Origin of the sequence: Vibrio sp. UCD-FRSSP16_30, from assembly GCF_001676025.1 — a bacterium.
GTDB lineage: Bacteria > Pseudomonadota > Gammaproteobacteria > Enterobacterales > Vibrionaceae > Vibrio.
Genome location: NZ_LZFW01000084.1, coordinates 30,077 through 41,584, shown reverse-complemented (window position 1 = coordinate 41,584; position 11,508 = coordinate 30,077). Strand labels below are relative to the sequence as shown.

Here is an 11,508-nt window from a genome sequence, read left to right as displayed (position 1 = left end):
AGGCTTGGCGTTAACTAATATCTAACGCCAAGATTTTAGATTTTCTTTGGAAGTTATACAGATCCTGCTTTTTAATTGGCAGGTCTTCAAGATCAATCTCGCTAAAGCCTTGTTCTCTAAACCAATGTAGGCTGTGCGTCGTTAGGATAAACAATTGTTTAATGCCTAGAGATTCGGCTTGATGCTTCATATAGGTGAGTAAATGTGCGCCTCGGTTGCCATCTCGGTATTCAGTATGGATGGCAACACAGGCCATTTCGGCCATTTTGTCTTCGGTGTAGGGATAGAGCGCCGCGCAACCAATAATCAATCTGTCTTTGACGATAATGGTAAAGCGTTCAATCTCTTGTTCAAGCTGCTCTCTTGAGCGGCGAACTAATATGCCTTCACTTTCTAAAGGTTCAATCAAATCGAGAATACCACCAATATCGTCAATGGTGGCAATGCGTACTTGTTCGGCGCTGTCCATCACCACTTGCGTACCAATACCATCACGAGAGAACAACTCTTGTATTAAAGCGCCATCATCCATATAACTGACCAGATGACAGCGTTGCACGCCTTTTCTACAAGCTTTTACTGCGGCGGGTAAAAAGCGTTGAGTACTAGGGGCGTTACCGGTAATGCCTTGTTTAAGAATATGCTCAACTTCATGCGGAAATAGCTCAGCGGCAACCTCTCCATCGGGTTTGATATAGCCCTGATCAGAGCTAAAACCAATCAGCTTATCAGCGCCTAGTTTGATGGCTATCTGTGTGGCGAGTTCTTCAGAAACAAGGTTAAAACACTCTCCTGTGACCGAGCCTGCTACAGGACCGATAAGAACAATAGAATCACGCTCGAGAGTGCGATTAATACCTTCTACATCGATACGACGAACACGGCCACTGTGTTGGTAATCGACGCCGTTATCGATACCTAACGGCTGCGCGATAACAAAGTTGCCACTGACAACGTTCAGTTGATTGCCCGCCATTGGCGTATTGTTCAGACTCATTGATAGGTGAGCGGTAATTGCCAGTTGCAGTTGTCCGGAGGCTTGCATCACATGTGGCAGAGTCGATGATTCAGTAATCCGAATATCTTTGTGATAGGGGGAACTAAGAGATTGCAAATGCAGGCGTTGATCAATTTGCGGTCGAGCACCGTGAACTAAAACGAGTTTAACCCCTAAGCTATGCAGCAATGCGATATCACTGACGATATTAGGGAAGTTTTCGTGATTTAATGCTTCGCCACAAAGATAGATCACCATAGTGCTATCACGGTGCGCATTCACATAAGGGGTGGATTGACGAAATCCTTTAACCAGTTCGGTACTGCGAGACATAAGCTGACTTAGATTGAATTTTTATACAATAATAATGATTATTTATATAATTACAACTATTTAAGTTGCTAATGATAAATCGCAGGATGACACACTTTTATGTTATTTGTTGGTGATTTTTCTTACAGGCATTGCGTAAACACAATGAGTTTGTCATTCTGACTTTATAAGGTTTCATTAAGGATATTAACCCTAACCAATGCGCAAATTTATTCCTCTTTTTACTCTGGTGATGCTAGTGACTGGTTGTGCTAATAACACCGATCAAGGACAGCAATACTTTGATCAAGAATTTCAACAGCCCCTTACCCCAACAGAAACGATTAAAAGTAATGCTTTTATCGATTTAAATACCTTTGATGCACAAGCTAAGCAAGTGTTGGATAACTCACCGTCGATGTCGGCTAAGTATCACGATCTGTATCAACACCTATCTGAATGGGCGTTACAAAGTGGCGATCCTGCCGATTTAAAAAACTTTGGTGTCCAAAGTGCGCAAATGCGTGGCGGTGATAACAAGGGGAACGTTCTATTTACCGGCTACTTCTCACCAGTAATCGAGTTACGTCATCAGCCAGATGAAACCTATAAATACCCAGTATATGGCAAGCCAAGTTGTACACAGCAGTGCCCAACTCGCGCGCAAATTTATGATGGTGCGTTGCAAGGTAAAGGGCTTGAACTGGGTTATGCGCCCAATATGATTGATCCTTTCTTGATGGAAGTGCAGGGAAGTGGCTTTGTTCATTTTGGCGATGACAACAGCATGCAGTATTTTGCTTATGCCGGGAAAAACAATCGTGCCTACGTCAGCATTGGCCGAATCTTAATTGAGCGTGACTTAGTGGCAAGAAAAGACATGTCATTAAAAGCGATTAAACAGTGGGTGTCGGAAAATGATGAAGCGACAGTCAAAGAGTTGCTTGAGCAAAATCCTTCTTATGTGTTCTTTGTCCCTAAAGAAGATTTAGCTGTCAGAGGTTCTGCTGGGATCCCGTTATTACCGATGGCATCGGTTGCCGGTGATAGAAAAATATTACCTATGGGCACACCGATATTAGCTGAAGTTCCACTACTTAATGCCGATGGCACTTGGTCTGGCGCTCACGCACTGCGCCTATTAATTGTGTTAGATACGGGCGGCGCAGTAAAAGAGAATCATCTTGATCTCTACCATGGTATGGGGGCAAGGGCTGGGGTGCAGTCAGGCCACTATAAGCACTTTGGTCGAGTGTGGAAATTGGACTTACAAAGCTCAGAAGCTGCAACTTCTACTGCAGTCGAAAAATAGTCCTAGTATTGTGTGTCATTGTGCGCAATTTTACCCTCGTTAGCAGGTGGCAAAAGCTGGCAAAAACTAGACATTGATTACAAGAGTGCGTATAAAACGCACTCTTGTTGTTTTATGTTCAGAGAAGTATCTTCATGCGAGAATTAACCACCCCAGCATCAGAATCCTATGACCAACGTTTTGGTGGCACTCGCCGTCTTTACGGTAATAGCGAAGTCGAGATCTTACGCGCCGCGCATGTGTGTGTAATTGGTATTGGTGGTGTGGGTTCTTGGGCCGTTGAAGCTTTGGCAAGAAGCGGCATTGGTGAGCTTACTCTAATCGATATGGACGATGTGTGTGTCACCAACATTAACCGTCAAATTCATGCGATGTCAGGTACTGTTGGCAAGAGCAAAATTGAGGTGATGGCGGAGCGTGTTGCGCTAATTAACCCAGATTGCAAAGTGAACCTGATTGATGACTTTATTGATTCAGACAATCAAGCTGAGTATCTAAGTAAAGAATACGACTATGTGTTAGATGCCATTGATAGCGTGAAAGCGAAGGCATCACTGCTAGCTTATTGTCGTAGCAATAAGATAAAAGTCATTACTATTGGCGGTGCTGGTGGACAGGTTGATCCCACACAAATTTGTGTCGCGGATTTGAGCAAAACCGTGCAAGATCCTCTGGCGAAAAAAATCAAAGATCAGTTGCGTCGCTTCCATAACTTCAGCAAAAACCCTAAGCGTAAATTTAGCATTGACTGTGTGTTCTCAACTGAGCAGTTAAAATACCCGCAAGCAGATGGCAGTGTGTGCGCCGTTAAAGCAACCGCTGAAGGGCCAAAACGCATGGATTGTGCGACAGGCTTTGGCGCAGCAACCGTGGTGACCGCAACGTTTGGTTTTGTGGCTGTCTCACGCATTATTGAAAAGCTGATTCAAAAGCATCGCGTTTAAATTAAGGTTTGTTGACTATGAATTATCCTGAAAATCCATTTGGCAGTACTATTTTAGAAGCTGACATTCTGGCACAGATGACACTATGCCAAGGGTGGGAGAAGCGCTATCGTCAGGTTATTCAGTGGGGTAAAAAGCTGCCAGTAATGCCTGAAGAGTTAAAAGCTGAGCAAGTGCTGGTTGCTGGATGTGAAAGCCAAGTTTGGTTAGTCGGGCAACAAGTTGGTGACGTATGGCAGTTTTGCGCAGATTCTGATGCGCGCATTGTTCGCGGGCTCATCGCATTAGTGCTAACGGTCTTCAATGGCAAAACCAGTCAACAAATTCAGCAGTTTGACATAGAAAGTTACTTTGAAAACCTTGGGTTAATTCAGCATTTAAGCCCATCACGCGGTAATGGGCTTAAAGCGATTGTTGAACAAATTAAAACGCTCACAGCGTAATATTGTTAAGCGTTAAAGCATATCTACCGCTTTCGTTAGAGCCGCAACAAAGGCGTCAACTTCTTGGGTTGTGTTGTATAGAGCAAACGAGACACGCACTGTCCCCTTAATTCCAAGAGCATCCATTAACGGGTGAGCACAGTGATGACCCGCTCTAAGGGCGACGCCTTGTTGGTCAAGTAATGTCGCAATATCTTGATGATGTACACCCGCCATTACAAGGCTGATCACGCTGGCTTTTTCTTGATAGCCAATCACTTCAATATCGTCAATTTCTTTTATCGCGAGATAAGCTCGTTGCTGTAATTGCTGAACGTGCATCTCAGCACCTTGCGGATCAATGCTCTTTAACCAATCTATGGCACTTGAGAGTGCTAGAGCGCCAGCAACATTAGGCGTTCCTGCTTCAAATTTCCCCGGTAACTCACTAAAAGAAGTCCCTGAAAAACTCACCTTGTTGACCATCTTACCGCCACCATGCCAAGGGGGCATCGCCTCTAATAGAGCTAACTTGCCGTATAAAACACCGATCCCTGTTGGGGCGTACAGTTTATGGCCAGAGAAGACATAAAAATCACAATCGAGTTTTTGCACATCCACTGTTTCATGCACGATACCTTGCGCGCCATCCACGATAACAACCGCATTAAACTGTCTTGCCAGTTTGATCATCAGTTCTATTGGGTGGCGAGTGCCAGTGACATTAGAAACATGGCCAATGGCGACGATTTTTGTTTTAGGATTGAGCAAAGATTTAAAGGCATCAATATCTAAAGTGCAGTCGGGTAGCATTGGGATTTTAACTACGTGAGCACCGGTTTGCTCAGCCACAATTTGCCACGGCACAATATTGGCATGATGCTCCATTTCGCTGATCAGAATCTCATCGCCAGCAACTAGCGTATTTCTGGCATAGGTTTGAGCAATAAGATTAATCGCTTCTGTTGCGCCGCGTGTCCAAACGATTTCTTTAGTCGAATTGGCATTGATAAAGTCACGAACGTTTTCGCGAGCATGTTCAAACAAAGAGGTAGCATTGGCGGTTAGGCTATGAGTGCCTCTGTGCACATTGGCATTGTGCTGCGAGTAATACTGAGTAATGGTATCAATAACTTGCTTAGGCTTTTGCGTCGTTGCAGCGCTGTCGAGATAAACCAAAGCTTGCGGTGAGTTATCCGATGCTGATTGCAGAGCAGGGAACTGGTCTCGGACAGATTGAATATCAAACACCTTTCGCTCCTAGATTGTGATAGTGAAGATTAGGTAATGGCACCATAGGTTCTGCAATGCTCCAAGCAAATGCTTTACCCGATAGGTGAATGATGATTTCTATGGCAAATTCGAATGCGCTACCTGGCCCTTGGCTAGTCAGTAGATTGTAAGTTTGATCATAGGTGACGCGCTTTTCTCGCCAATTATTAGCCGGAATATGCGATTTAAAGCTTGGATGACAAGTCATCAGAGCTTTTGGGTACAAGTTATGGTGTTGCAGCATGAGTGCTGGGGTTGCACAAATAGCCGCGTTTAATCGCCCATCATAATGCTGCTGTTTAACCATCTCTAAGAGCAAAATACTTTGCTGAAATACCATTGCGCCGTCAACGCCGCCAGGCAAGGCAATCACATCAAACTCCTCATCGGCCACATCCACTAATTTAACGTCTGCGCTAAGAGGAATGCCTCTAGAACCCTTAAAGGTTAATTGCCCTTCAGGTTCAACGCTGGCAACGGTGACTTGATAATTGGCACGGATGAGCACATCGATGATGGTGATGGCTTCCATCTCTTCAGTACCAGGGGCGATAGGGACTAAGGCTTTAATGGTCATAAGCTGGCCTCTTGTTGTTTGATTTGTTTAAACAGCTTTTCATTGAGTGGCACGTTAAGATTGTGCGCTTGCGCTCGTTGAATCAGGTATCCAGTAATATAGTCAATTTCTGTTACTCGTCCATGATAAATATCTTGATGCATTGATGAGTAGTTATCTTTTGTGGCTTGAATGACTTGCTGTACTTGTTCAAACAGAGCTTCACGCTTACAAATCAACCCTTGCGCATTAATCACCGAGCTAATTTCTAGGCATAAAGAGTCAATGAAAGCCAAAGTTATCGGATCGCTGAGTTCTCCATTACGACAATTTCTGATTGCCGTTAAAGGGTTAATACAGCAGTTAATCGCCAGTTTATTCCACAGGGCTTGCTGGATATTGTCATCCCAGTAAACAGGACTAAGAGCTTGATGCAAAACTTCGGTTATAGAGCGAGAAACATCTGTGCCATATTGATTGAGTTGGCCAATGGTTGTGCGGCCATATCCGGTATGTTTTAGCTTTGATTGACTTTGTTTTAGCGCGCCGTGAGTGGTGGTAGCAAATAACACATTGTATTTATTTAGCTGGGGTAACAGTGCTTGGATTACCCCCATGCCATTGTGAGTAAATAGCAAGGTACAGCTTGGTTTTATGAATGGTAGGATTGGCTGAGTTGCCGATTGTACTTGCCACGCTTTAACCGCAATAAGCACAAGATCCGCATCCGATAGATGAGTCGTCTGATTCGCTTTAAAAGTCATGGTGGGCTGGTCATCTAAAGATAAAGCGATTGAGGGCTCATCACCTTTTGTCCAAAGCGATACATTATGACCTGCCTTGTGCAGATAACAGGCCCAAAGCGAACCAATCGCGCCAGCGCCAAGGATACAAATATTCAAGCGTTACTCTCCTGTGTTTTTGCATGGCTAGGATACGTGTATTTACCTCAATTCGCGAATCGCAGAGATCAAAAAAGGCGCTAATAGCGCCTTTTTTATAACTTAGAGTTCAGATTAGAACTTGTAAGTCACTGATACGTAGTGACCAATGCCAGATGATTCAGATACCGCACCCCAAGATGTAGTTTCGCCATCTTTAAAGCCGTAAACATCATGGTAAAGTTTAAGACCGTAACCTACAGCATAGTGATCTGAGTGCCAGTAGATACCATTGAACATCGCACCACCGTTGCTAGCAGAAGAGTATTTTTCTTTCATGCCAAATTGATAGTCGATGTAACCTTGGTAAGAAATGAATGAACCGTTATCGAAGAAGTAGAAAGGTTTGAACCAATTTGTTGATATTTGGTAACCATTCCAGTCTTTTAAGTTCGAGTCGTAAGTACCATAAAGGTTTAGGCCAATTTTGCCTAACCAAGGAACCATCACATCAGAACCTAGACCAACTTTTTGGTTATTTACACCAGAGTTGCCACCCCATTCAAAAAGAGTTGCTACATACAGCTCTTGAACAGGTCCAAATGAAAGGTCGTTATGCGTTAAAGCATCTAGAGATACGCGAGGAGCGAATTTCATGTACGTTTTTTCTTGACCATCTTTATCAGAGCTTGGGCTGCTTAGTAGGTTGAATACATCAACATAACCGTAAAGATCAAAAACTCCAGAACGACCACCAAATTCCATTTCTAAGTAATCATGAGAAGATTCAGCACCAGCACCTTTTTCATTAAAAGCACCCATCAGGTTAAATTGCATCCACTTGTAGTCGTTTTTGTGGATGTCACCGTCAGTGTAGTCTGCTGCAATTACTGGAGCTGATGTCGCCGCTAGTAGGCCAAGTGTTAAAAGTGATTTACGCATAATAATGGGTACTCTAAAAATGTTTTGCGAAAAATGAATTTGCTATTCCATAGCAACCGTTTCCATACAGGGAATAATAGAGATCTATTGCGCAAATGAAAGTGATAAGACTGGCATAAATTACACTTAAGAGTGATCTGTATCACAAAACTACAAATGTGCAGTTCGATTATTGTCCAGTTGAAAATTTTAAGGGAACTTTTTAAAAAACACAATGTTAGAGAGAGCTGATCGATTTTCATTCAATTACGTATTAGCCATAAACGGACTAAGCAGAGAATATTATGTCAGTGATCAAACTATTTCCTTTAAGTTCAGTTGTGCTACCCGAAGGAAGAATGAACATTAGGATCTTTGAGCCTCGCTATAAACGAATGATCAGTGAGAGTTGTAAAGCCGGCCTTGAGTTTGGTGTCAGTTTAATCGGTGATTGCAATTCAGCTTCTGCTGGTTGTATATCAAATGTTGGCACAATGGCTAAAATCATCGACTTTGATCAACTCAGTGATGGCTTTCTTGGTGTCACCATAGTCGGCACTCATCGTTTTAAAATTAATAGAATTTGGAGCGAATTTGATGGTTTACGTTGTGCAGAAATTGAGTATTTAAGTAATTGGAATAGCAAACAATTATCGGATAAAGATTTATTTATCAGCTCACAACTGCAACGTGTCTATCAGAGATTTCCTGAAATAAAGGATCTCTATTCACATTGTTTTTTTGATGACGCAGCTTGGGTTAGCCAAAGGTGGTTGGAATTACTTCCATTGGAACAAGTTCAATTTGAGCATCTTATTTCTCAAGGGGATTGTGAAGAAGCGGTGCGATTTCTTTGCCAAGCTATTGAAGTATAAATGTTTATATAAAAGTAATGGACCGATAAAGCATCAATAGTTTTTTATCTAACGAAAAATACTGGCATATACTTACAGGCATTAATCATTAGCCTAAATTATGCCCATTTATTGTGATCGATAGTGACTAAAGTGCGTATACCTACTTAGTACTCACTAAAAAGGTGAATCATGGACATTTTAACCAAGGCATCAAATCCAACTAAAGCTGAGTGGATTGAGTGCATGGAAAAAGTACAACAGGGAGATAAAGCTGCATTTGCGGTTGTATTTAGCTATTTTTCCCCGCGTTTAAAACAGTTTGCGTTTAAGCATGTCGGTAATGAACAAGTGGCATTAGAACTGGTGCAAGATACTCTTGCGGCAGTGTGGCAAAAATCGCACCTATTTGATGGTAATAAAAGCGCTTTATCTACTTGGATATACACGATTGCCAGAAACCTCTGTTTTGATTTACTTAGAAAACAAAAAGGTCGTGAACTGCATGTGCACTCAGAAGATATTTGGCCTGAGGATTATTGCCCACCCGATTTGGTTGATCAGTATTCACCTGAAAGAAATATGCTTAGAGAGCAAATAGTTCGCTACCTTGATACGCTTCCTATGAAGCAAAAAGATGTACTAAAGGCGGTTTATCTCGATGAACTGCCTCATCAGGAAGTCGCGGATAAGTTGGATATACCGCTAGGTACAGTCAAGTCTAGATTGAGACTGGCAGTTGAGAAGTTAAAAGATACTATAAAGGCGGATCACCTATGAAATACCATCCAAGTAACGAGTTATTAAAAGCCTATACCGAGGGCAGTATTGATGCTTGTAATGGGTTGACACTTGCTGCGCATCTAGAAAACTGTCATCACTGTCAGAGTAAAGTTGAAGAACTTGAAAGCCAAGTATCGCAAGGGTTTGTTGATTTTGAGCAACAGCCAACAGCAGATATTGAAAATGAAGCCTCAATGATGGAAGCCATGTTTAATGAGATTACCTCTTTAGATAAGAAGCCTATTACCATCAAACGTCCAAAGGTTGCTCAAATTGAAGTCAATGGTAAAAAATTCCCCCTACCTAGGTCTTTACAAAACATATCTACACGACTGAGTAGTTGGAAAAATTACGGTGGAAAAGTATATACCGCTCATCTTGATATTGGAGAGCAACAGCGTGTGAATTTGCTGTATATCAAAGGCGGAGTACAAGTTCCTCAGCATACACATAGAGGTATAGAAACAACATTAGTGCTGCATGGCCGTTTTAGTGATGAAGATGGTGAGTACACTGTAGGGGATTTTATGGTGGCTGATGCATCGATAAAGCATACCCCTCGCACTGAAGAAGGTCAGGATTGCTTATGCTTGACGGTATTAAGTGAGCCAATGATCTTTACTCAAGGGGTTGCCCGCATCTTTAATTTGTTTGGTAGAGGCATGTACCCTTAACGGATAGTATATTCATAGCCAGTTTTTCTATAAAAGAAAAATAGCCAAACGAAGCGAACAAAAAAAGCCACACAAACGATAAGCGCAATGCTTTCTTTTGTGTGGCTTTTTTATGGATAGTATTATCGAATTAGTCGATAAAACCCACTAGCTAGAGGTATGTGACTTTTCATCTTCGAGTCCCCGCTTACGGGCTTTTTCTAAAATATCATTAAAGTAGCCACGCAGAGAGTAGAGCATGATTAAGCTTGGAATCACCATTGCGGCGGTAATAATAAAGAAAGTAGACCAATCATTGAGGTAGTCAACCAGTTCCCCACTAAAGGAAGCTAATGTGGTTCGTCCTAAATTACCTAGAGAAGCCAGTAGGGCATACTGAGTTGCCGAGAACGCTTGTCCGGTTAATATGGTTAAGAACGAAACAAAGGCCACAGTGGAAAATGCGGTCGTGAAATTATCAACAATAATAGTCGCTAAAAATAGGTGCTCATTCGGGCCTGCTTGAGCTATCCATGCAAACATCAAGTTGCTGGATGCCATTGCGACACCACCAATCATCAAGCCTTTTACAATACCAAATCGTACATTGAACATACTGCCGACTAGAGTAAAGAGTATGGTTGCTCCCCAGCCTATCAGCTTAGAGTAGTGGCCAATTTGCTCGTTGCTAAAACCGATTTCTTTATAGAAGGGTATCGACATTCGGCCAAGGAATGCTTCGCCAATTTTGAATAGGAAAACAAACAGCAAAAGGGTAATCGCTACCCGAACGCCATTGCGTCGGAAAAAGTCAGCAAAAGGTTCAATTAGGGTCACACTTAACCAAGCAAGAACTCGAGAGCCTACCACTTTGTTATGGCGCTGCTCCGCTTCAGATTGCAGTTGGCTGCGGGCTGTTTTTGGTTCTTTGGTTAATAGAGTAAATAGCATCAATAGAGCAACGATGGCAGTCATACCCATATAGACATGATTCCAACCTATGCTATCTGCATTCACAAAGGCTAAATAACCTGGCAAAGAATACCCTGTCCACCACCCAATCACGGCCATTGCTGATGCTTGCGGTAATTTCGAGGCTTCGCTTTTCGAGAAACTGTCAATTCGGTAGGCATCAATTGCAACATCTTGAGTTGATGATGCAATCGCAATCCCCAGAGCCAGCATTGAGGTGAAGAATAAGCTTTTAGCGGGATCGGTACCTGAAATGGCTAGCGTACAGATCAGCATGATACCTTGGCATAAAAATACCCAAGATCGACGCTGACCCAGCAGTCGGTATAAAACGGGTAATTTCACCCGATCAACTAATGGAGCCCACATGAAATTGATGGCGTAGACCACAAAAACTGAACCAAAATAGCCGATAGCGGCACGGCTTAATCCTGCATCTTTTAGCCATCCTGACATATTGGAACCAATCAAAACCCAAGGGAAACCACTTGAGCAACCGAGCATAAATACCCAAAGCAAGCGTTTATCAAGGTAACTTTTGAATGTGTCACCCCAAGACATCTTATCTGCCATTTTATTTCCTTTTACTCAAACGAAACGCAGAGTCGTGAGACTCTGCGTTAACCTTA

Annotated in this window: 12 protein-coding genes; 6 read left to right on the top strand and 6 right to left on the bottom strand. The window is 42.6% G+C overall.

The features are described from left to right. Window positions 1-10 precede the first annotated feature (10 nt). Window positions 11-1,330, bottom strand: a complete 1,320-nt coding sequence (argA, locus tag A9260_RS16020; protein ID WP_068700759.1) for an amino-acid N-acetyltransferase — start codon at window positions 1,328-1,330, stop codon at window positions 11-13. A gap of 199 nt (window positions 1,331-1,529) precedes the next feature. Here argA and mltA point away from each other — a divergent pair, with 199 nt between their 5' ends. The 3 genes from mltA to csdE all read left to right on the top strand — a co-directional run bounded on the left by mltA (window position 1,530) and on the right by csdE (window position 4,008). After that, window positions 1,530-2,621, top strand: coding sequence for a murein transglycosylase A (mltA, locus tag A9260_RS16015; protein WP_068700757.1), 1,092 nt, complete (start codon window positions 1,530-1,532; stop codon window positions 2,619-2,621). A 134-nt stretch (window positions 2,622-2,755) separates the two neighbouring features. Continuing rightward, window positions 2,756-3,565, top strand: coding sequence for a tRNA cyclic N6-threonylcarbamoyladenosine(37) synthase TcdA (tcdA, locus tag A9260_RS16010; RefSeq protein ID WP_068700755.1), 810 nt, complete (start codon window positions 2,756-2,758; stop codon window positions 3,563-3,565). Window positions 3,566-3,582: 17 nt separating this feature from the next. Then, window positions 3,583-4,008: a cysteine desulfurase sulfur acceptor subunit CsdE gene (gene csdE, locus A9260_RS16005; protein WP_068700753.1), complete on the top strand. Its 426-nt coding sequence runs from the start codon at window positions 3,583-3,585 to the stop codon at window positions 4,006-4,008. 12 nt (window positions 4,009-4,020) lie between these two features. Here the strand turns inward: csdE and csdA are convergent, their stop codons facing one another. The 4 genes from csdA to A9260_RS15985 form a co-directional block, all read right to left on the bottom strand. Beyond that, complete coding sequence (gene csdA, locus A9260_RS16000) at window positions 4,021-5,238, bottom strand: cysteine desulfurase CsdA (RefSeq protein WP_068700751.1); 1,218 nt, start codon at window positions 5,236-5,238, stop codon at window positions 4,021-4,023. After that, window positions 5,231-5,836, bottom strand: coding sequence for a DJ-1 family glyoxalase III (locus A9260_RS15995; protein WP_068700749.1), 606 nt, complete (start codon window positions 5,834-5,836; stop codon window positions 5,231-5,233). The genes csdA and A9260_RS15995 overlap by 8 nt, the downstream gene beginning before the upstream one ends. After that, window positions 5,833-6,717: a 2-dehydropantoate 2-reductase gene (panE, locus tag A9260_RS15990; protein WP_068700746.1), complete on the bottom strand. Its 885-nt coding sequence runs from the start codon at window positions 6,715-6,717 to the stop codon at window positions 5,833-5,835. Before panE ends, A9260_RS15995 begins: the two co-directional genes overlap by 4 nt. A gap of 114 nt (window positions 6,718-6,831) precedes the next feature. After that, window positions 6,832-7,638 (bottom strand): nucleoside-specific channel-forming Tsx family protein, encoded by an 807-nt coding sequence (locus A9260_RS15985; RefSeq protein ID WP_068700744.1) that lies wholly within the window; start codon window positions 7,636-7,638, stop codon window positions 6,832-6,834. Window positions 7,639-7,922: 284 nt separating this feature from the next. Between A9260_RS15985 and A9260_RS15980 the strand changes: the two genes are divergently transcribed. The 3 genes from A9260_RS15980 to A9260_RS15970 all read left to right on the top strand — a co-directional run bounded on the left by A9260_RS15980 (window position 7,923) and on the right by A9260_RS15970 (window position 9,928). Beyond that, on the top strand, window positions 7,923-8,492 hold the full coding sequence (locus A9260_RS15980; protein WP_068700741.1) for an LON peptidase substrate-binding domain-containing protein: 570 nt from the start codon (window positions 7,923-7,925) through the stop codon (window positions 8,490-8,492). Between the two features lie 171 nt (window positions 8,493-8,663). Next, window positions 8,664-9,251 (top strand): sigma-70 family RNA polymerase sigma factor, encoded by a 588-nt coding sequence (locus tag A9260_RS15975; protein WP_068700739.1) that lies wholly within the window; start codon window positions 8,664-8,666, stop codon window positions 9,249-9,251. Next, a complete protein-coding gene (locus A9260_RS15970; protein ID WP_068700737.1) occupies window positions 9,248-9,928 on the top strand; it encodes a ChrR family anti-sigma-E factor in 681 nt (226 codons plus the stop codon). The genes A9260_RS15975 and A9260_RS15970 overlap by 4 nt, the downstream gene beginning before the upstream one ends. Window positions 9,929-10,075: 147 nt before the next feature. Here the strand turns inward: A9260_RS15970 and A9260_RS15965 are convergent, their stop codons facing one another. Then, window positions 10,076-11,452, bottom strand: coding sequence for an AmpG family muropeptide MFS transporter (locus tag A9260_RS15965; RefSeq protein ID WP_068700736.1), 1,377 nt, complete (start codon window positions 11,450-11,452; stop codon window positions 10,076-10,078). Between the last annotated feature and the right edge of the window lie 56 nt (window positions 11,453-11,508).

Coding starts and splice junctions, on each gene's coding strand:
- A9260_RS15995 (WP_068700749.1), bottom strand. CDS start 5,836: ATGACCATTAAAGCCTTAGTCCCTATCGCCCCTGGTACTGAAGAGATG.
- A9260_RS15985 (WP_068700744.1), bottom strand. CDS start 7,638: ATGCGTAAATCACTTTTAACACTTGGCCTACTAGCGGCGACATCAGCT.
- A9260_RS15965 (WP_068700736.1), bottom strand. CDS start 11,452: ATGGCAGATAAGATGTCTTGGGGTGACACATTCAAAAGTTACCTTGAT.
- A9260_RS15980 (WP_068700741.1), top strand. CDS start 7,923: ATGTCAGTGATCAAACTATTTCCTTTAAGTTCAGTTGTGCTACCCGAA.
- tcdA (WP_068700755.1), top strand. CDS start 2,756: ATGCGAGAATTAACCACCCCAGCATCAGAATCCTATGACCAACGTTTT.
- A9260_RS15975 (WP_068700739.1), top strand. CDS start 8,664: ATGGACATTTTAACCAAGGCATCAAATCCAACTAAAGCTGAGTGGATT.
- argA (WP_068700759.1), bottom strand. CDS start 1,330: ATGTCTCGCAGTACCGAACTGGTTAAAGGATTTCGTCAATCCACCCCT.
- mltA (WP_068700757.1), top strand. CDS start 1,530: ATGCGCAAATTTATTCCTCTTTTTACTCTGGTGATGCTAGTGACTGGT.
- csdE (WP_068700753.1), top strand. CDS start 3,583: ATGAATTATCCTGAAAATCCATTTGGCAGTACTATTTTAGAAGCTGAC.
- A9260_RS15970 (WP_068700737.1), top strand. CDS start 9,248: ATGAAATACCATCCAAGTAACGAGTTATTAAAAGCCTATACCGAGGGC.